At 49.3% G+C, this 20844-nt stretch carries 19 protein-coding genes; 7 read left to right on the top strand and 12 right to left on the bottom strand.

The features are described from left to right. Window positions 1–16 precede the first annotated feature (16 nt). The 8 genes from SHEWMR4_RS16335 to SHEWMR4_RS16300 form a co-directional block, all read right to left on the bottom strand. Window positions 17–841, bottom strand: coding sequence for an ion transporter (locus tag SHEWMR4_RS16335; RefSeq protein WP_011623860.1), 825 nt, complete (start codon window positions 839–841; stop codon window positions 17–19). A 135-nt stretch (window positions 842–976) separates the two neighbouring features. After that, window positions 977–1306 (bottom strand): hypothetical protein, encoded by a 330-nt coding sequence (locus SHEWMR4_RS16330; RefSeq protein ID WP_011623859.1) that lies wholly within the window; start codon window positions 1304–1306, stop codon window positions 977–979. Between the two features lie 107 nt (window positions 1307–1413). Beyond that, window positions 1414–2067 (bottom strand): hypothetical protein, encoded by a 654-nt coding sequence (locus SHEWMR4_RS16325; RefSeq protein WP_011623858.1) that lies wholly within the window; start codon window positions 2065–2067, stop codon window positions 1414–1416. Between the two features lie 147 nt (window positions 2068–2214). Beyond that, window positions 2215–2904, bottom strand: coding sequence for a PspA/IM30 family protein (locus SHEWMR4_RS16320; protein WP_011623857.1), 690 nt, complete (start codon window positions 2902–2904; stop codon window positions 2215–2217). A gap of 12 nt (window positions 2905–2916) precedes the next feature. Continuing rightward, complete coding sequence (locus tag SHEWMR4_RS16315; RefSeq protein WP_011623856.1) at window positions 2917–3330, bottom strand: YjfI family protein; 414 nt, start codon at window positions 3328–3330, stop codon at window positions 2917–2919. A gap of 78 nt (window positions 3331–3408) precedes the next feature. Further along, window positions 3409–5142, bottom strand: a complete 1734-nt coding sequence (locus tag SHEWMR4_RS16310) for a polyamine aminopropyltransferase (RefSeq protein ID WP_011623855.1) — start codon at window positions 5140–5142, stop codon at window positions 3409–3411. Between the two features lie 4 nt (window positions 5143–5146). Then, window positions 5147–6046, bottom strand: a complete 900-nt coding sequence (locus SHEWMR4_RS16305; protein ID WP_011623854.1) for a DUF350 domain-containing protein — start codon at window positions 6044–6046, stop codon at window positions 5147–5149. Window positions 6047–6061: 15 nt separating this feature from the next. After that, window positions 6062–7039, bottom strand: coding sequence for a hypothetical protein (locus tag SHEWMR4_RS16300; RefSeq protein WP_011623853.1), 978 nt, complete (start codon window positions 7037–7039; stop codon window positions 6062–6064). Between the two features lie 251 nt (window positions 7040–7290). Here SHEWMR4_RS16300 and glnE point away from each other — a divergent pair, with 251 nt between their 5' ends. After that, window positions 7291–10155, top strand: a complete 2865-nt coding sequence (glnE, locus tag SHEWMR4_RS16295; RefSeq protein ID WP_011623852.1) for a bifunctional [glutamate--ammonia ligase]-adenylyl-L-tyrosine phosphorylase/[glutamate--ammonia-ligase] adenylyltransferase — start codon at window positions 7291–7293, stop codon at window positions 10153–10155. A gap of 59 nt (window positions 10156–10214) precedes the next feature. Further along, window positions 10215–11186, top strand: a complete 972-nt coding sequence (locus tag SHEWMR4_RS16290) for a sensor domain-containing diguanylate cyclase (protein WP_011623851.1) — start codon at window positions 10215–10217, stop codon at window positions 11184–11186. An 81-nt stretch (window positions 11187–11267) separates the two neighbouring features. Here the strand turns inward: SHEWMR4_RS16290 and SHEWMR4_RS16285 are convergent, their stop codons facing one another. Beyond that, window positions 11268–12227: a sodium-dependent bicarbonate transport family permease gene (locus SHEWMR4_RS16285; RefSeq protein WP_011623850.1), complete on the bottom strand. Its 960-nt coding sequence runs from the start codon at window positions 12225–12227 to the stop codon at window positions 11268–11270. Between the two features lie 136 nt (window positions 12228–12363). Here SHEWMR4_RS16285 and SHEWMR4_RS16280 point away from each other — a divergent pair, with 136 nt between their 5' ends. Together SHEWMR4_RS16280 and SHEWMR4_RS16275 are read left to right on the top strand one after the other, a co-directional pair. Then, complete coding sequence (locus SHEWMR4_RS16280) at window positions 12364–13341, top strand: LysR family transcriptional regulator (RefSeq protein ID WP_011623849.1); 978 nt, start codon at window positions 12364–12366, stop codon at window positions 13339–13341. Window positions 13342–13416: 75 nt separating this feature from the next. After that, a complete protein-coding gene (locus SHEWMR4_RS16275) occupies window positions 13417–14040 on the top strand; it encodes a LysE family translocator (protein WP_011623848.1) in 624 nt (207 codons plus the stop codon). Window positions 14041–14138: 98 nt separating this feature from the next. On the opposite strand, the gene SHEWMR4_RS16270 is transcribed toward SHEWMR4_RS16275, so the two are convergent. From SHEWMR4_RS16270 to zapE, 3 genes are all read right to left on the bottom strand, one after another. Then, on the bottom strand, window positions 14139–15074 hold the full coding sequence (locus SHEWMR4_RS16270) for an NAD-dependent epimerase/dehydratase family protein (RefSeq protein WP_011623847.1): 936 nt from the start codon (window positions 15072–15074) through the stop codon (window positions 14139–14141). A gap of 237 nt (window positions 15075–15311) precedes the next feature. Beyond that, window positions 15312–15749, bottom strand: coding sequence for a MerR family transcriptional regulator (locus SHEWMR4_RS16265; protein ID WP_011623846.1), 438 nt, complete (start codon window positions 15747–15749; stop codon window positions 15312–15314). A gap of 49 nt (window positions 15750–15798) precedes the next feature. After that, window positions 15799–17001: a cell division protein ZapE gene (zapE, locus tag SHEWMR4_RS16260; protein ID WP_011623845.1), complete on the bottom strand. Its 1203-nt coding sequence runs from the start codon at window positions 16999–17001 to the stop codon at window positions 15799–15801. A 228-nt stretch (window positions 17002–17229) separates the two neighbouring features. On the opposite strand from zapE, the gene SHEWMR4_RS16255 reads away from it, so the two are divergent. From SHEWMR4_RS16255 to SHEWMR4_RS16245, 3 genes are all read left to right on the top strand, one after another. Beyond that, complete coding sequence (locus SHEWMR4_RS16255) at window positions 17230–18018, top strand: bactofilin family protein (RefSeq protein ID WP_011623844.1); 789 nt, start codon at window positions 17230–17232, stop codon at window positions 18016–18018. 576 nt (window positions 18019–18594) lie between these two features. After that, window positions 18595–19875, top strand: coding sequence for an OprO/OprP family phosphate-selective porin (locus SHEWMR4_RS16250; protein ID WP_011623843.1), 1281 nt, complete (start codon window positions 18595–18597; stop codon window positions 19873–19875). A 12-nt stretch (window positions 19876–19887) separates the two neighbouring features. Next, a complete protein-coding gene (locus SHEWMR4_RS16245; protein ID WP_011623842.1) occupies window positions 19888–20841 on the top strand; it encodes a tripartite tricarboxylate transporter substrate binding protein in 954 nt (317 codons plus the stop codon). The last annotated feature ends 3 nt before the right edge of the window (window positions 20842–20844 follow it).

The following is a 20844-nucleotide window of genomic DNA, read 5'->3' as shown; positions in this document are numbered from 1 at the left end:
GGAAGGCCATGCCTTCCTAGCTATTTTTCGCTTCTAGTGCTTGTTTTAACTCGGCAATTTTTGCCAACATCTGCGTCTGATTTTGCTCCATCTGCCGCTGGTTTTCTTCCATTCTGGCAAGAGCCATTTCGAGTTCGCTTTTAATCTCTGCCTTATGGGCGTCTTGACGTTCTTGGCGCTCGCTTTCATCGGGGGCGACAAATACCGACGCCATATAACCCGAAATCACCCCGAAAAAACTCACGCCACTGACAATCACTATGCCACCCACAATATGTCCTGCGGTGCTGACGGGATAGAAATCACCATAACCCACGGTTGAAATCGTCACTAAGGCCCACCAAATGGCTTGCTCGGCGGTTTGAATATTAGCGCCCTCTGTGCCGCTTTCGACGATCAGAATGATAATAGAGGCGAAGGTTAAAATGGTCACCATAGCGACCAGTAAACTGGCGAGAGTGGCTTGTTTACGCTGTTTTATCAATGGAATAAGGAAAGAGCGGCTCATGCGGATTAAACGGATCACCCGCAGGATTTGAAATACCCTCGCAATTCGCAGCGCCTCGATGGCGGGGATGCTGGCGATAAAATCAATCCAATGATGGCGCAGATAAAAAACTTTATCGCGAGCGCGAAACAGGCCAATGAAAAAGTTGACCATAAAAATCATGCAAATCGTGGTATCGATAAAAAACAGTAACCGATAGGTTTCTTTGTCGAGGCGGCCAAAGGTCATCACCAGCACTATGATGACTGAGAGCAGCGACAGCAGCATCATAGCGAATTCGAAGGGAGATGGATTACCCAGAGAACGGAGCGACCAAGAGGTTTTATCTGTCATGCCTAACATGATCCCTGTGTTTTAAGGCGAATGTCTAAGGTAAAAGAGTTTACGCTATGAGTAAATTAACTTTGTGATAAATCGCCCGACTTAGGTATGTCAGGCGATTTAATGGCTTAAACTGAAGCCGACTGATTAATCTTCAGCGACAAAACGCACTAGGTCTTCGAGCACGCGGCGTTTAATCTCAAGCTGCGCATCGGCGCTGAGGCCATATTTTTCTGCGAGCTGTACGTAATCGTCGGCGTTAAGAGATACGGTTAAACGTGGACGAGTCGGACGTTTTGAAACACTTAGGCCTAAAATGGTACGGATTTGATCGGAAGGACTGACACCCGCATCGAGCGCGGCTTTACGAATAGAATATTGAAACTTTTCATCGAGATCGAAGGCAACTTGTGTCGCTTTTGCGGCTTGCTGGTTCTTTTGCCATTGCTCTGGGAGAGGGTGTTTCGTTTTACTCATTAGGTGCTACCTGTTGCTATCAACCGAACATTTCGAGCGAATTATATTGGGATTGTAATGGGTTAAGCGATAAAGTGCGAATCGCGCACTTTATCATATGCCAAACTTTACTGACCGGGCCAGTAGTCGCGAATGTCTGACAATGGACGATATAAGGTCAGAACCACATCGGTATCGCCACCCTCATATACTTCGACTTCTACCGCGCGGCTTTCATCATCGTCGAGTAATAAATAATATTCGAAGGGCTCGCCAGTTGCGCCATTAGCATCCTGCGGCGGTTTTAATCCGCGGTAGTCTTCACGGTGAAAATAGCCAAACAGCGCAAAGGTCACTTGATGGTATTGCTTACCCAGCCATTGTTCGAGTTGCTCGGCTAATGGTGGCGATAGCTCTTGGGTGGTGAGTTCGGCGTGGCCTGGTTCATCGAACAGGGTGCTGAATTGCTCTAAATCGAATAACTGCTCTACCTGCGCGCGGGTAATTTTAAGGGAGAAAGCGAGGTAGGTTTCATCGTCCTCTTCAATACTCAAAAATAGCGTCTCGCTACCATGACCTTTTAGCACCCACTCGGTTTGCTGATTGCGTTCAAACTCATAGGTATTCACCGCTTCGACTTTCAGTTGTTGACCGCGCAATTGTGGCGGCAGAGCAAAGCTATTGTCGATGGAGATCATATCGCCGATCTTGAGCGCAGAGGGATGATTGAGTTCACGCGCTGGCGGCGCCTTTTTACCAAAAATACTGTTAAAAAATCCCATATTCGCTCCTAAACAGTGCGGACAATTCCCTTGTTAACACCATGAGTTAGCTGGCGTTAAGGGCATATTAGCGTACCTAAAACAAAAAAGCCGAGCACAATAGGGGGTGATGGTCCCATTGGTGCTCGGCGTTTGGTCAATCATGAATTAGCTTTTACGTGCCTTGATACGTTCGAGCACGGCGTTGGCATTGGATTTTTGCTCACCAATGCCTGCTTCGGCTAATTTGGCCTGCAATGATTTATCGCTGCCTTCTTCGGCTAGGGTTTCAGCGGCTTTTAATCTGTCATCAAACTGTTGTTGACGCGACTTGATACGCTCTAATGAATCTTTGGCATTCAGCAGCTTAGAGTTGCTTGACGCAAAAGAGTCGGTAATGGTCGCTGTCGCCTTTTGCACGCTTTCGGTGGTTTTGACCATGCTTAACTGACGTTGATAATCAGACAGTTGACGCTCGGTCTTCTTCACTAAGTCTTTCAGGCGCAGTGCATGGGCGCTAAAGCTGTCGTTGGCGCTTTGCTGCTCTGCCAGCTCTTGCTCCAATTGTGCAATTTTTTCAGCCACTTCAATGGCTAAGGTTTCATTGCCTTTGTCTAATGCTTGGGCTACATAGCCTTCATGCTCGGCGATAGAACGCTTTAAGCGGTCAATTTCGCGGCTGGCTTGCATTTCTTTCGCCATTACATCGGTCAGTTCGCGCTTGGCGTTGGTTAAGTGTTTCTCGGCATCACGGATTTCCTGTTCGAAAATTCGAGTTGAGTTTGCGTCTACGATGCTTTGGCCAACTTCGGTGGCACCACCGCGAAACGCTGTTAAAATTTTGTTCAGAATGCCCATAATTGTGGCTCCTTATTTCAGATAGTCGACCATTTCATCGATAACTTCTAAGCAGTTATCGGATAAGACTGCTAACTCTTGCTCGATTTCGAGCATGCTAGATTGCAGAGACAGCGCGCCGTAAACCACGTATTTGTCATCAATTTTGGCAAAGGCTGACAATGGCATTGGAATGTTTAATTCGAGCATGGTTTCAAACATTTTGCTGCGACGTTCTTGGTTTACTTCGTTCTCGCCCCACAGGTAGCTGATGCAGAGAATTTGGTTGTCCGTAACCGATACGAATACCGGGATTTCTTCACGGCCGACCACATTCACTTGCAACACTTCGACTTCACCATCAATTGGATAGCAATCGAATTGGAAGCCGGTCTGGCTGTTATTGCCAAGGCTGTTGAGGTGATTAGCAAGAGTATGGATATTCATATTTGTCCTTATTGACATATTATGTCTGTGTTCAAAGATAGCACCGAGACATAATATGTCAAGCACTATCTTCATCCGTTAAAAAAGATCCAGTCCTTGGGTTTCGGACCATGCCTGTTGATGATAATGGTACAACTGCAACGAACCCAGTTCGTTAGGCTTAATATTGGCGGCGTCCTGATAAAAATTGGCAGGAAATTCAAAGGCGCCTTTGACTAAACCTAAGGTTAACCAGTCATCCGCTATCGGTAGTGTTGTCAGCTCGCCTAGGCGATGCTGGGCATCTTTTCCCGATAGGGTGGCAATGCTCCAGCCCCATTCTCCAAAGCTTGGGACGTTATGGTGATACTGTTTTACGTCAAACCCCGCTAAAGCCAAGGTTTTCGCGACCGAGATAAAGGCCTTTTGCGCGTGATAGGGCGAGGTTGACTGTACAGTCAGAGCGCCATCACTGCTCATTAGTTCCTTGAGCTTGCGATAGAAATAATCCGAATAGAGCTTATTTAAATCGGGATGGCTAGGATCGGGCAAGTCCACAATAATGGCATCGTATTTATCTCCTGCGGCAATCAATTTATCGACCCCATTAAAGGCGTCGTCGTGGATCACCTTAACGCGAGGATCGTTAAAGGCATTGCCATTGAGGGCTAACAGGGCTTGGCTTAGACGCTTAGGCATATCCGTATCGGGCGTTTTAAAGAGTTGCACCAATGCGGCATCAAGATCGAGCAAGGTCACTTGCTCAGGCTCCCAACGCAGCACTTGCTTTAGGCCCAGACCATCACCACCACCAATGATTAATACTTTGTTATGGCGAGCGCTGGCCGCAAGCGTTGGGTGAACTAAAAACGCATGGTAGATATGCTCATCGATACTCGAAAACTGTAATCGGCCATTGATATACAAAGAGTATATGGGGGAGAGGCCATTGCCGCGTAAGCGCTCGGTAAAGGTGAGTTGTTGAAAACGCGTGGCCTTAGCGTAAACCACTTTGTCTTTATAGAGCAGATTGTTGAACTGCAGCTCCCAACTCGGCCCTTGAATGGCGAGCAGCAATAATACGCCCGTGACCACAAAATGCCCTGCGAGCAATAATTTTGCCCTTTGGATCTTGGGCCAAAAACGCCAGATAAACACAAAGCCGGCGAGCAAGTTAAAGCTGGCGGTCAGCGCGGCAGCGAGTTGAATATCGATGGCCAGCATAAAGCCGACCCAAATAGCCGCGCCAATGCCTGCGCCAATATAGTCGGCGCCGTAAATCGTCCCCGCGTTGTGGAGTAAATGCTCGTCAGAAAGGGATTGTCTCACCCTCGCGATCAGCGGAATTTCCATCCCGATCATCAAGCCGAGCGAAACGCCCCAGATATAGGGCAGATATTCGCTCAGCTTTTGTAGCGAACCAACCATGCCACCTTCAGGCAGTTGATCCGGTGGTAAGCCTAAGGTGGAGGCGATAAGCATCGGCAGCTGCTGACCCAAACCTATCACGGCAGCGGTAATTAAAATCGCCAGCGAGCCACAGAGCGCGACCGTGAGTTCGAGCACCACAAAGCCGGTAAAGGCATCTTTAATTTTGCGAGCGGCAAAGGCGCCAAGACCCATGGAGACGATCATCAGGCCGATCATAGTGTAAATGGCGGCTTCTAACGCGCCTAAGATCCGGCCTGCGTAGTGGGACAACAGGTATTCGTAGATCAGGCCGCACCCAGCGAGTACGGCCATAATGCCCAATAGTAGGACATCATCGAACCAGCTTAGGCGACTCGTTTTTACCGCTTGAGTCGCTGAGCCAGTTGTTTGGGATTCGTGCATTGGATTACGCCATTAGGGCCGTGAGAATAAGTGCGATAGCAATACTGATGGCCATTTCTACAGCAGCGATACCAATGTTGTGCTGTCTCTCTACCTCATCCGCCAAATCGATTCGTGCCAGCACCAGCTTTTTGATCACAAACAGTAGCAGTGTCAGTACCACCAACATGATGATAGAGAACACTAACCAACCGATGATGTTAGTCACATAGGCGGTTGGGTTGAACAGGATAAAATGACTCGCAGCATTAAAGCTAAGTGCCATGGCGATCATAAAGCCTGCATGGCGAATGGCTAATGCCGTGTGGCCTTGGGCGAGAGCTTGCTGCATGGAAGAGTCTTGATTACGACTCGCGAAGCGTTTTTCGCGTAGGCGGGTGAGCAGCACTAGCATCAACTGCGAAATCGCAAAGGCGCTGAAGATGGCAATAAAGGTGTCGAGTGTTAAATCCTCGGCCCACAGCAGTACGGCACGAATAATAATCGCGGTAGCGATGGCAGCACTCGCATCCACAATGGCGACAGACACGTTGCCTTTAAGGATTTGTTGATTCTTATCTAACTCGTTTAGCGCGATTTTGTCGTGTAAAAAACGTCCGAGTTTAATCAGCACTAAACCAAATAACCCGTAGGCACTCATGCCAATGGCTTCGGTTAAATAGGAGGGGGCAGCAGCGCCAGTAATTGCGCCTGTCAGCACTATGCCGAGCGCGGCAACAGCGCCGGCGGTGCTGATCCCAAAGGCAAAGTTATCGCGTTCAGCCAGCTCTTTACTGCTATTGACTCTGACGCTCCAACCCTGCAAATAACGCATTAATGTCAATAAGATAACCGCAATCGTGAGGTCAATTGCCAGTATGGTGACTAGCTCTGGTGTGATACCGAAATCCTGAAATAATGTCATGGGAGATCCTTTAGTTTACTTGCCTCGGCGCACACTGCGGGTCGTGCGGTTGCTGGAATTACGGAAACTGCTGTCTTTAGAATAATTTGAGCGGAATTTGCTGCCCGACTGCGCGCTCGACTTATTCGCTGTGGTATTGGTTTTAGGCGCGCTGCTGCTCTCACGGGAGAGAGCCGTGGCACCCGTGCGCGATTTTGAATAGGGGCTGTCGAAGCGTTTCCCTTGAGAATCGAAACGTTTTTTGGTCTGCTCGAAGGTTTTTTCCTGCGCCTGTGCTTGTTTTGGCGAGGTATAGCGATAGCGACCTACGTCGTTGTAATAGCTGTAGCCACGGTTACCCGACCAACGGTCGTAATAAATGGGGCGGTGGAAAATATTCGAAAACATCGAATACATGCCGTACCAAGCCCAGAAAGACATGCCGCTCGAGTCTGTCTGCCAGCTGCCGTAAGCAGGGTTACCCACCAATTGGCTACCAGGGCCAAAATCTTCGGCATTATTGGCAAGGGCTGCCGCTTCACGACTGATGGCATTAACGCGGGCAAGCTTGCCATCCGACATATCGGCAATCACGTTGACGGGATCGGAAAGCATGTCGTTATACAGGCTGGGATCGGCCGCTTGATAGAGATTCTCAACCTCGGCGAGTTGCTGGTCGAGATCGGTAAAGTTAGCCGAGTTTTTGGCATCGTCTAAGCGGCGCTTCAGCGACGTATACATTGGCCCTTCGGCGGTGGAATCCTTGGCTAATTCATCCAAGAGTGGCGCAAAATCGGGCTTTTGCTGTTTGAGCAAACTGCTATATTGCTTGAGCAGATTAGCGTTACGTACCTGACCGTCCTCAAGCATAGTATTGAGTGTCGAGAGGCGCTGCTGAGTGAGTTGTTGATACTTCTCAATTTTCTCTGGCCTGTCATCGCCACAACCCGTAAGCGATAAGGTCGCGGCCAAAATGAGTATCGACGTGAGAACCCGCATTAGCATTCCTGCCATGTTTTCTCCAAAAGTGCTGAAATAAAACTCAAATATGGGCGGACAATAATAATCTACTTGCCCAATATGTTTGCCTCACAGGTTATAGTACCCTAAACAGCCAAGAAAGAGGGGGCCACCTTCTTTTGGGTTGAGTTTGCCATGGAGGGAAATTTGCCTTGATGCATGGCAAAGGCATCAAACCTGATGTGACTTCATTCTATATCATTTGCGACATAATATGTCGACGTTTAAATTTGTTAGGGATTATTATGGCCGTACAAAAAGACAGTAATAAGTCATTGTCTCCCCTCATTACCCAAGCTTCAGATCGTCATTGGGCACGCCTCGCCGAAGTATGGTCAGAAGGTCTGGCAAATTTAACGCCTGCGCAGCAGCAAGAACTGAAAAACGTTTTAGGATTAAGCGATTATATCGCAGCGCAGTTAACTCGGTCACCCGAGTGGATTAACACTTTATTCGCAGGCGATCTACAGCAAGTGGAGCGGCAGACCTTTGATGCCCAGCTACACGAACAGTTAAATAGTGCGACGACTGAAGACCTCGCAAAACGTCAATTACGTCGATTCCGTAACTATCAAATGGTGCGTTTAGCCTGGCGAGATTTTTTAGATTACGCCAGCTTAGAAGAATCACTGCTGGACCTCTCGGCACTCGCCGAAGCGTTGGTGATTGGTGCAAGGGATTGGCTCTATAAAGAAATGTGTGCCCAATATGGCACGCCTATGGATAAGGCGGGCAACCCGCAGCCTTTGCTTATCTTGGGCATGGGCAAGCTCGGTGGGCGTGAGCTTAACTTCTCCTCCGATATCGACCTTATCTTTACCTTCCCCGAACATGGCGAAACTGTGGGGGGGCGCCGAAGCCTCGATAATCAACAGTTTTTCATCCGTATGGGGCAGCGGCTAGTTAATTTACTCGACCAAATTACTGTCGATGGGTTTGTGTTCCGCGTCGACATGCGCCTGCGTCCCTACGGCGAAAGTGGTCCATTGGTGGTGAGTTTTAGTGGCCTTGAGGATTATTACCAAGAGCAAGGGCGGGATTGGGAACGCTATGCCATGGTTAAAGCCCGTTCGCTCGGACCTTGGAACCATTTTTCCGACGAATTACACAGCTTGCTGCGCCCCTTTGTTTATCGCCGTTATATCGACTTCTCGGCGATTGAATCTCTGCGCAAAATGAAACAACTCATTGCCCAAGAAGTGCGTCGCCGTCAGTTAACCGACAATATTAAACTCGGTGCGGGCGGGATACGTGAGGTGGAGTTCGTGGTGCAAAGCTTTCAGCTGATCCGCGGCGGTCGTGAACCCGCCCTGCGCCAGCAGAGCCTATTTGGGGCCATGGATACCCTTTACAGCCTAGGTCAATTCGAATACTTAGCGGTCGATGAGCTAAAACACAGCTACTTATTACTGCGCCGAGTCGAGAACCTGTTACAGGCGATTGATGATAAGCAAACCCAGACACTGCCAAATAATCCCCTCGATTGGGCAAGACTTTGCGCAGTGCTGGATATGACCAACGAAACCGATCTTCGCACCCATATCGAGGCGGCGATGGCGAAAATTCATCGCCATTTTAAAGCCACAGTGGGCGGTGAAGAAGGGGAGGAGAAAGCCGAGCATTGGACTGCGCAGCTGTGGAATGTGCAGCAGGACGACCACGCGATTAACCTCCTCGCCGAGCAGCAGATTGACGACGATAAACTCTGGCCGCTGCTCAGCAGTTGGCGTGACACCGTGACTAAACGCTCGATTGGCCCCCGTGGTCGTGAGACCCTCGATAAATTAATGCCAAGGTTGCTGGACGAGTTACTCAATCAGCCGAGCCCTTCAGCGGCCTTCGAGCCTGTCTCAAAGGTGCTAGAGCAAATTCTGACGCGCACGACCTATCTTGAGTTACTGTGCGAAAACCCCGGCGCACGGCAACAGCTTGTGAGCCTGTGCTGCGCCAGTCCTTGGATTGCGGCGCAGCTTGCTAAATTCCCGATGTTGCTCGATGAGCTTATCGACCCTGCGCATCTGTACGATACAACCTCGCTTGATGATTACCCCAGTGAGCTACGCCAATATCTGCTGCGAGTACCTGAGGATGATATGGAGCAGCAAATGGAGGCGCTGCGTCAGTTTAAGTTGTCACAACAGCTGAAAATTGCTGCCGCCGATGTGACAGGCGTTTTACCTGTGATGCAGGTGAGTGACCACTTAACCTTCTTGGCCGAAGCCATTATCGAGCAAGTGGTTATGCAGGCATGGCAACAAGTGGCGGTGCGTCATGGTGTGCCCAGTTATCTTGAAGAAGGCAACGACACCGGCTTTGCGGTCATAGGCTATGGCAAGTTAGGCGGTATCGAATTGGGTTACGGTTCGGATCTGGATTTAGTTTTCCTCTACGAAGCGCCCGAAAATATGGCCAACAGCCTTACCAATGGCGATAGACCGATAGAAGTGGGTCATTTTTATTTGAAACTGGCTCAACGTATTTTGCACTTATTCTCGACCCGAACCACCTCGGGTGAGTTGTATGAAGTGGATATGCGCCTGCGTCCGTCTGGCGCATCGGGCTTAATGGTGAGTGAGATTGCGCGCTTTGGTGAGTATCAAGCGCAGGAGGCCTGGACATGGGAACATCAAGCCTTAGTGCGCTCACGTTTTGTTTTTGGCGATAATAGTTTAGCGGCTAAATTTAGCCAGATCCGCGCCTCTGTGCTTGAGCAATCAAGGGACAAGGACGAGCTGAAAAAGGCCGTGCGTGAGATGCGCCAAAAGATGCGTGACCATTTACTTAAAGTCAGCGAAGGTGAATTCGACTTAAAACAGAGCCCCGGCGGGATCACGGATATTGAGTTTATCGCCCAATATTTAGTGCTTGCTCACGCACATGAGTATCCCGAATTGTCGATTTGGTCTGATAACGTGCGTATTTTTGGTGTGCTGGCAGAGCTTGAGCTTTTGCCGCTCATGAGCGCGCAGCATTTGACTCAGAGTTATTGCTGGCTACGGGATGAAAATCATCGTCTCACCCTGCAACAAAAAGCCGGTAAGTTGGCCTTTGATGATGTGGCTGCCCACGCGGAGAGAGTGGTTGTGATTTATCAGGCAATCCTTGAGTAAATCAACGTGGGCCTTGCAGTTAGTCTAAGCTTGTTAGAGAGCCATTAGCGGAGTGTACTATGCAATTACCTCCCATTCCTGAGAATGAGTTACAACGTTTAGCCACCCTGAGGGCGCTGAATGTACTCGATACCGATGCCGAGGAAAGATTCGACAGGATCACTCGGCTAACGCGGCGGATCTTTGCCCTGCCGATTTGCGTGGTGACCCTAGTCGACGCGAATCGTCAGTGGTTTAAGTCTCGCCAAGGGTTAGAGGTGACTGAAACTCCAAGGGATATTTCCTTTTGCGCCCATGCTATTAACCATGATGGCGTGTTTATCGTTAACGATGCCCTCAAGGATCCCCGTTTTTTCGATAACCCCTTAGTTACCGAGCCTCCGCATATCCGGTTTTATGCGGGTTATCCTCTTACCATTCAAGGGGAATATCGGGTCGGGACGCTGTGTTTAATCGGCAATGAGCCGCGGGAGTTTAGCGACGATGACATTGAAACCTTAACGGATCTGGGGCAAATGGTTGAAGCCGAACTGCTGTTTATCGCGCAAAATACCTTAGATCCGCTCACCATGATCTCTAATCGGCGTGGGTTTGAACTGCTAGCCTATCAATCTCTTGCCAGTTGTCGACGTACTAACGCAAAAGCGGCGTTAGTGTTTTTTGACCTCGACTTTTTTAAAGAAGTAAACGACAGCTTTGGCCATCGTAAGGGCGACCAAGTGCTCTATGATTTTGCCCATATTTTAATGGCAGCGTTTAGAGAGTCCGATGTGATAGCCAGATTGGGCGGAGATGAGTTTGTGGTGCTGCTCAGTTTTGTGCAGCCTGATACCGTCAGTTTTGCCATCGAGCGTTTTAAGTTATTGCTTGAGCAATATAATCAGCAACGTCCGCAGCAACGCCCGTTAGAAACCAGTATCGGTGTTGCCCATTGGTCGCCAGAATCCGATATGAACCTTGAGGATTTACTCGATACCGCCGACCGGGCTATGTATGAAAACAAAGCCTTACACCACTTGGATAAGCCCTAGTGGATTGGGCGTTGGTTCAGTGATAAGCAGATTGAAAAGCTAAAAAGGGAGACTGTCGTCTCCCTTTTTTATGGGCGAAGTTTAAGCGGTAATTTGTATCACCCAGTGCTGATACAGGGGCAAACCGATTAGCACGTTTACCGGGAAGGTAATCCCCAGCGATGCCAGCATCGCTAAACCGATATTGGCCTCGGGAATCGCGGCGCGGATAGCGGCAGGCGCTGCAATATAGGAGGCGCTGGCACTTAAGGCCGCAAGTATTAAGATGCTACCTTCGGGCAATTCCAACCACAAACCGACTCCGATACCACACCATGCCAAGATAAACGGCGTTACGGCGGCAAATACTAACAGACGCCATTGTTGTAGTGGCAGTGGTAAGCAAACTTTTGCCGTGACTAAGCCCATCTCTAGTAAAAACAGTGCCAGTAGGGTTTTAAAGCCGCCGAGCAGCACTGGTGTGAGAGGGGCAAGTCCCGTCGGGCCATAGAGCCAACCTATCACGACACCGCCAACCAGTAGCACGACGCCACGGCTGGTTAGCGCCTCGTGCAACACACTGGATTTATGGGCCGTTGGCGCGGCATCTTGCCCCGCCTGTTTTGAGCTTAAGTATCTGTGCAGCCAGAGCATAACCACAATCGCGGGCAGTTCGAGTAGCACTAGGTATAGGGTGGTTTCTGGTCTTAATGTCATCCCTGATTTTTCCACCATGGCGAGAACCACGGCAAAGGTGCCCGCGCTCACCGACCCATAATGGGCGGCGATACTGATGGCATCGGTTCGACCGAGTTGCACTAAGCGCGTCAGCACAGGGTAAAGCACTAAGGGGATCAGTAAGCCTAAGGCGACAACGGCAACCAATTCGGTGATCACTAGGTTTTGGGTATGGCCGTGCAGCGCCATACCGCCCTTAAGCCCTAAGGTCAGCATTAACAAAATCGAGAGGGTTTCGTAGATGGCGGGGGGGACCTTAAGATCGGATTTAACCAAACCGGCGAGTAAACCTAAGGCGAAAAACGCAATGACAATATCTGGCATAAGTATCTCATTAATAACGACATCAACAGAATAATGCGCCGAGAAAGTTCCACGGGCATCGATGGCTGGAGATTCTGAACCCAATTCGCTATATTGAAAAATAAATTATTTGCAGATTAGGTATAGATAAAAATCTATGGATAAATCATCCCAAGGCCAACTTAAACTTCGGCACTTAAGCTTTCGTTTGCTTGAGGTCTATGTGCAGGTCGTCAGGCTTGGCAATATCTCAGCCGCCGCGCGCGCCTTGCATCTCACTCAGCCGACGGTCTCGCTACAACTGAAGAAATTGGCGGATATTTTGGGTGAGCCTCTGTTAGTAAGCGCAGAGGGGCGAATGCAGCCGACCTTAGTTGGGCAAGAGCTCTATCGGGTTGCCTGCGATACCTTGAGTCGTTTCGAAGACTTCGATGCCTTTATCCAGCAGGCGAGGGGCGGCAGTGTGGGCCATATCAATATTGGTCTAGTGACCACGGCAAAATACGTGATGCCTCGGATTTTAGGGGCCTTCTATCGGCAATTTCCGCAGGTGAAAGTCACTCTGAATATTGGCAACCGTGCGCATATTTTGGGGCGATTCGAACGTCAAGAAGATGATTTATATCTCTTTAGTCATCCCCCAAGTGGTGAGCATGTATTATCTGCGCGGATCATTAAAAATCCGCTGCAACTGATAGCCCCTAAGGACCATTGGGCAGTTGAGCGCCAACATCTCAACTTTAGCGAGTTGAAACAAGAGCGCTTTATCATGCGCGAGCCAGGCTCTGCCACACGGCTGATGTTTGAGTCTTGGTGTAGCGCCCAAGGCATTGCCTTGAGCGACACTATGCAAATTGAGAGCAACGAGGCCATCCGTTTAAGCGTGGCATCGGGCTTAGGCTTATCGGTGATTTCGGCCCACACTCTGCAAGAAGGCCGTGAAAAACCCGCAATATTGTCGGTGAACGGATTTCCACTGGAGAGTAACTGGTATCTGGTGGGGCGCAAGGATAGGCGCTTACCCTATGCTGCCATGCAGTTGGTGTCGTTTATGGCGAGTCAGCTCGCCGAGTGTATTGAACCTGAGTGGGTTGCCGTGGATATTCAGCAGTTAAGCCAACGGTTTAATGGATGATACTCCGTCTTGGCGTTTAACTGACGATGGGTAGTTTAGACAAAATAATAGGTACAGAAGTAAAAAGGAATTTAAATGGAGCTAGATTCGTTGTTGATGTTTGTGATTGCGTGTCTCTCAATCAATCTGATCCCAGGACCCGATGTGATCTACATCGTTTCGAACACTATGAAGGGTAAGGTGGCAAGCGGTCTTAAAGCGGCGTTAGGATTAGGGACCGGTTATTTTGTGCATACCTTGGCCGCTTGCTTAGGGCTCTCCGCCATTATCTTAAGTTCGGCCTTGGCCTTTAATATAGTGAAATGGCTCGGTGCGGCTTACTTATTGTATTTAGGTGTAAAAGTACTGATATCCTGCTGGCAGGGCCAGAGCAGAATCGTGATTGGCGACAACGCCGCGCCAAACACCAATGTGTTTTTACAGGGCGTGGTGGTGAGTGTGTTAAATCCTAAGGTAGCGTTGTTTTTCCTATCGTTTTTACCGCAATTTATCGACCCCGCCTCGGGCGCGGTTACCACGCAGCTGTTGATCTTAGGTTTACTCTTCAGTGGCTTAGCAACCTTGGTCAATCTGCTATATGCCGCCAGTGGTAGCTGGTTATTTAATCGAGCCGATTCACAGCGTTACGCTCGCGGACTTGAGGGCGTTTCTGGCGTGTTACTGGTCGGTCTGGCCGGAAAAGTCGCTATTAGCGAGTGATAGCTTAAGTGTTTGTTATTAAGGATCTTTTAATCGCCACCTATTAGTGGGTGCATGTGATGGCGTCATGCTTATCCACGACGCCATCGAGCATACTCTTAGATTAACTGGCGCTCCTTGGCGATTTCAGCCAACCCTTGTGCAAAGCGAGTGACCTTAAAATCAGGGAAATGGGCTTTAAATTTATCGGAAATAAATAGATTGTCGCAGCGATAACGGGGCAGCAACTCTCCCGCATCTCGTATGGTGGGATTGAATTTACCCGCGAGCCACAGTTGCCATTCTTTGACCACAGTATATCGAGCCGGCACTTTAAAAATGTCGGCAGCAAGAGTAATAAATTCCTTATAGGTCAGCCTATTGTCATCACAGGGTAAGTGCCATGTTTGGCCATAGGCATCGGGAGTATTCCCGAGTAAGGCCATGGCGCGGCTGGCATCTGGGGTGTAAATCAAACTGCGTTTCGTATCGTCACGCAAAAACACTTTGGCCTTTTTCCCTTGGGCGAGATTGTCGATAACCGTGGTATTGGTAATGCTCTGGGTTTGGCCAGGGCCGTAAAATTCTGGCGCGCGGCAGATCATCGCCTCGAGTCGCCCCGCATGGATTTCATCGAGTAACATTTGGGTGATTTCGCCCCTCACGCGGCCTTTGGCACCATTGGGCGCAAATGCTGCATCCTCGCGCTGCGGCGCCGCTGTTTGCGGATACATATAGGTATTATCGAAATACACCAGCTTGGCGCCGTGAGTCTTACAGGCCTGGATAACATTACCCATGATAACAGGCCATTGCTCGACCCAAAGCTGAGTATCCATAGGCAGTCCCGCCGTGAGATAAACGATTTCAGAGCCTTCCACCGCGGCTAAGGTTTGTGCTAAGTCGAGCAGGTTGGCGCTCTTTAACTCGTCCGTGGCATTCACTTTTTGCGGCTTGCGGCTAACAAGGCGAATGTCACAGTCAAACTCGCGGTTAAGGCTAAGGGCTAGTTCTCTGCCGATTTGGCCGTTGGCTCCGAGTATGGTTTGTCTCATGTTTTCTCCAAAGGGATGACTCGTTTGCCACTATCCTAAGGTTAAAGCTAAGTTTAAGGTCAATAGCCAATCTTGGGGTTTATTCGCTTGAGCTTAAACCGCACTAAGTGATGCCATAAGAATAAAGAAGGTATTAGGGGTGTGGTGACTCATTTAGGCTAAATCCACAGCCAGCAAAGTGGTGGCCAAAAGAGGGGGCCGTTATTGTTTTCGATCTGAAGCCTTTCAGTGATCGGGTTATTTGGTCTTGGGTTGTGATTTTGAGGGTAAAATATCCCAGCCGAATTGAGACATCACCCGCTGCGCATTGGTTTGGCAGTCCATATCTTGGGGTTTAGCCTCTATTTCGCTTAAGACCTCCAATAACTTGGCCTTATTGAGCGCGATTTTTCGCTCGATTTCTTCGAGATCGTGGACCTTTTGCCGCAGCGTAGTGAGTAGATGCTGATGATCCCAGTTGGCCAGATCGGCTGGCAGTAATAAACGAAGTTCATCGAGGCTAAATCCCGCCTGTTGCCCCGTGGTGATCATCTTGAGTGCCATCACTGCCTCAGGGGGATAACTGCGGTAACCATTGGCTTTACGCTTCACCGCTTTGAGTAAACCAATGCGCTCGTAGAATCGGATCCGCGACGCCGCAAGTCCGGTCTTTTGGGATAATTCACCAATATTCATCTTGATATCGCTTTCTTGCTGATGTTAACCGTGGCCATGGCATTTTGACTCACTCGACTCTTTGCTGGCTCATCTCAATGAGTCGACTATAGGTGCGGCGAAACTCAAAACTGAGGGCGCCGCCTTGGTAAAGTTCGTTCAGTGGCACGTCGCAACTTAAATATAATCTCACCCCTTGATCGTATAACTCATCGATAAGGCTGATAAAACGCCGCGCTGGGTCATCGTTAGCGGCGTAGGACAGTTGCCGCTCTCCCGTGGTGGCCGCTTGATTGTCGCCTGTGCCATCTTCAGTGCCGCGGGCGCGGATCCAACCTTTTACTTCGCCTCCGAGTCTTGGCACATTACGGAGCATTAACACCTTAAATCGGCTCGCAATTTCAATATAGTCGAGTTGCGAGCGCGGGCCATCGCACAGGGCATGAAAATCAAACCAAGCAACTGAAGGAAGTTGCCCTTCAGCAGTGGCGCGCTCGACGGGAATATCACGCTGACAGACGCGCAGCGTGCAGGCTTCAAGCGTTGGCGCGCCTTGGGTGAGCTTTGCAAAAATGCCATCGAAATCCAGTGTGCCCGTCAGGCCAATATTCTTTGAGGTGGCGGCAATGGCCTCAGCCGATGGCTCGTGATTCAAGGCGTGCAACCTGTGGTCTTGCTCGCCATTCAGATGCAGCATTTGGGTATGGGCTAGGAGCTGGGCAATACAGGGTAAAAATCTGTGCCTTGCGAGGCCATTTTCATATAAGCGCTCGATGGGAATATTGGATGTGGCGACCAGTACCACCCCTTGGGCAAACAGGCTCTCAAACAATCCGGCGAGGATCATGGCATCACCTATGTCTGAGACAAAAAACTCATCGAAACAGAGTACCTTGCACTCCTGCGCTAAATTTTTTGCGATCAGCTTAAGGGGATCGCGCTGCCCCGCATGTTGCTTTAAGGCTTGGTGCACCCGCGCCATAAAGCGATGAAAGTGCAATCTAAGCTTCCCCTGCTGTGGCAGGGCATCAAAGAACAAATCCATAAGAAAGGTTTTACCCCGGCCAACATCACCCCACAGATATAAGCCTTTGATTGGCTGAGCGTCTGTTCGACCAATAATCTGCTGATAAAGCTTATCTAAGGCGAGTACCGCCTGTGCCTGCGCGGGATCCTCAATCAGCCCGGCGCCAATTTGGGCCTGATAAATGGCCAGAGGTGATTGGGGGGCGGTTGCCCTTGTGAGTGGGTTTAAGACCATGGAATTTGTCATAAATTGAGTCAGTGTTATCCCTTTACGGCAGCAGCTTGGGCTAATCTTGTGTGAGAGTTTTAGCACCAATTTGCTGAAAAACCTTGCCAGCCTAACACAGTTAATCAGTGGACTAAAATCTTACCTAAAACCGACTCAAGTCAAATATCAAAGGAATCCAATGCTTTATTATTCAGGTCTTTTCACTTAACATCTTTTTCACAAAAATAATGATATGGAACTAAACCTATGGCTAGCAAAGGTAATAGTGTCACTTTTATCAGTGCCTCAACCTCAATTGAGGGTGAGATTCAACTGGCGGGCACGGCATTAGTTGCGGGTAAATTGCAGGGCAAGATTGGCTCAGCGGGACAAATTAAGATTGAACTCGGTGGTGAAATTTCCGGTGAAATCAACTGTGATGAGCTGCGGGTCTGCGGTTTATTTAGTGGCAGAGCCTGTTGTAATAAGTTGATTATTACCAATTCTGGTGTGGTTGAAGGTGAAGTAGCCAGCCATCAGATGGAGATTTACGAAGGCGGCCAGTTTATTGGTCAGCGGATTAAAGGCCCTGAGCTAGATACCTTGCCAGACATACTGCAAGCACTCGCGCCAGCAGAACATCGCTCGGATACGCAGTTATATGCCAGTGAGAGCGGTTCATTAAGAGGCGATAATCGCGCCATTCGCCCTTGGTTGTATGTTGCTGCGGCAACGGTCGTCATCGCCTTAGGTTTTAGTTTTGGACCCGAGCAATTGCGTGAGTGGTTACCGAATGTGAGTGATAACCCGCTTAGTGCTGAAGTGTCTCCCGTGGCTCAGGAGCAGGATGTTCCATTACTCACGCAACAAACGACTGCGCCAGATACCGCGAATGCCGACAATAGCGCAGCCATATCCGAAGAGTCCGAACCGCCGGCTCTGTCGCAGGATCCGGCGATGGAAGATTTACAGCAAATGGAACAAGGCCATGCACAGATGGCGCAGGGGGATAATGGCGCCGCGCCCACCAGTGAGAATGCTGGCAATAAGCTCTGATTGTTAAGATCTTTTATTTAAGCCATAAGCTCGAATCAATAAGCAGTAGCATACTATGGAGTGAGCATTTTTTTGCTCAACCACTGTTATTTGCCCATGGTTGCTAATGCTTAGCACCGAAATTCGGCTCACTATTCGCTGCAAGTTTTGGCCAAGGTTCCCGAGAAGCGCGTAACTGCGCTTTGATCTTATGTTTGCTTTTATGAATTCACTCTATGTTTGGTTTTACCTCTTAAGGGTTAATTTGTCCTTTTTTTCTGCGATTTCATTCATCTGTTAACATTTTGCGCCCGCTAATATTCGTGCCGCATTTTCATTGAGTTACCTCTCATTCTTATCGATTTTGTGCACTTCAAGCCGTTTATATTGAATTAAGTTCATTTTGTTCATGCGCTTTATGATTTTTAGTCGCCTTAAGTCCCTTAATGGAGATTAAGTTCGTTAAATATCTTTAACGAAATGTTAACGATACATTTCGTTACCTGGGCGAGGAAGTAGTCCGTCACAGACCTGACACAATTCTAATAACACAGGCATTCCCACTGGGAATGGCAGACTGCAATACAGGAGGCATTGATGCCTAAATTGACCTTACTTGCCGCGGCAACCGCTGTGGCTTTTACTGGTTTTGCGCATGCGCAAGACTTAACGCCACAAGAGCTTCAAGCACAACTCACCCAATTGACTCAAGAAGTAAACCTGCTAAAACAACAGCAGGCAGTGAATGCCGCCGCGACTCCATCTGAGCCTAGTGCGCCAGCCTTTGAGATAGGTGGTCGTATTCAACTCGATTACAACCTCTTCAATGGTGCCTATAACGCCGAACATAACGGCAGTCGCGCGCAGGAAATTTTCCCCCGCCGAGTACGTACCTTTGTGGAAGGTGAATTATCGGATTGGGATTACAAGCTACTGCTTGAATTTGCTGAAAATACTGCTGAAATCGTCATGGCTAGGATGCGTTACTCGGGTTTTGAGAATGGCCCTAAACTGCAATTGGGTAAGTTGCGTGAGGATATTAGCCTCGATGCGCTCACCAGCAGTAATCACATTGCGCTGATCGAACGTTCTAGCCTTGCCGATACTATGTCACCCTATTTCCGCTGGGGTGTTTCTGCCTACCAATATTTCCCCACCACGGGTTTACGTTACGCCTTGGGTGTTTATAAAAACGATGCCTTTGGTAGCGATGGCAAAGATGACACCGATGACTTGAATTTTGCCCTGAGCTCGCGAGTGACCTGGTCACAGGCCACTGAACCGGGCCAAGTGCTGCATGCGGGCTTGTGGTACTCGGCGCGCCAAATGGACGGCGATAACTTGTCTGCCAGCTTTGCTCGCGGCGAACTGCGAGAGACCAATACTCGCCTGATTAACTATGTTGCGGGTGGTGAAACGGCGGCGATAGATCGGCTAAATCAAGTGGGTTTAGAGCTGGCATTCCAACATAAGGCTTTGTTATTGCAAGGCGAATACGCCCAGCGGAATTTAACGACCCAAGATCCTCTGTCTGTGCTTGATGGTGAGCGTTATGAGGCGTATTACCTGCAGGCGAGTTACTTCTTAACGGGCGAACAGCGCAGCTATTCCAAGGGGAGCGCGGTGTTTTCTCAACCTAAGGGCGTAACCGATGCATGGGAATTGGCGGCACGTTTCTCTAGCGTGGATGCAAGCTCCGACTTTCAAGGCACTCAAGCCCAAACCTATACCTTAGGTGTGTCTTACTACTTCAATCCAAAAATCAAAGTGATGGCTAACTACATTCATTCTTCCGTCGATGGGGCAGGCACGATTGCCTTAGTCGGCAATGAAGATGTGGGCGATGCCTTTGCTGCCCGTTTGCAATATGTGTTTTAGGAGTAATGAATCATGTTGAAAATGAAATCTTTAGTCATGAGTGCGCTGTTACTCGGTGTCTCTGGCATGGCGAGTGCTGATATCCACTTTATCATTCCTGGCGGTCCAGGCGGTGGTTGGGATACCACGGCGCGCGGCGTCGGTGAAGCCTTAGTGAAGTCGAAAATCGATGGTAATGCCTCTTTTGAAAACCTCTCGGGCGGCGGTGGCGGCCGTGCGATTGCCTCTATGATCAAATCGAAAAACAAACAGGGCGACATCTTACTCGTCAACTCAACTCCGATTGTGCTCCGTGCACTTTCTGGGCAAATCCCGTTTAGTTACCGCGATTTAACGCCAGTTGCTGGCATAGTCGCCGATTACGGTGCCTTTGTGGTGCGTAACGATTCACCGTTGAAAACCTGGGATGATGTGTTGACTGCCTTTAAGGCGGATCCACAAAGATTCAATATCGCTGGCGGCTCGGCGCGCGGCAGTATGGACCACTTAGTTGCGGCGCAAGCGATTGCGGCGGCGGGCTTAGATGGCGGTCGTTTACGTTATGTTCCCTACGATGCAGGTGGTCAAGCTAAGGCAGGCTTACTCTCGGGCGAAGTCGATTTATTGTCGACGGGATTTAGTGAAGCGTTAGAAATTGCAGGCAGTGGTCAAGGACGGATCCTTGCGATGACGGCGCCTGAAATTGTTGCCGAATATCCAGAGGTTCCGACGATTAAGTCCCTCGGTTATGACATGACGTTTACTAACTGGCGTGGCTTCTTTGCTGCACCCGATACGCCTAAAGCCAAAGTTGATGAGTATGTGGCCAAGTTTGCGGCGCTGCTCAAGACACCCGAATGGGAACAAGTGCGTGCCCGTAATGGTTGGATCAATTTGTTTGAACCCCAAGCCGAGTTCATTAAGTCATTGGAAGCACAGGAGCAACAGCTTAAAGCCACTATGTTGCAACTGGGCTTTATTAAGTAAGGA

Origin of the sequence: Shewanella sp. MR-4 (assembly GCF_000014685.1) — a bacterium.
Lineage (GTDB): Bacteria > Pseudomonadota > Gammaproteobacteria > Enterobacterales > Shewanellaceae > Shewanella.
Note: the sequence above shows the minus strand (reverse complement) of the source record. Positions and strands in the feature narration are given on the sequence as shown.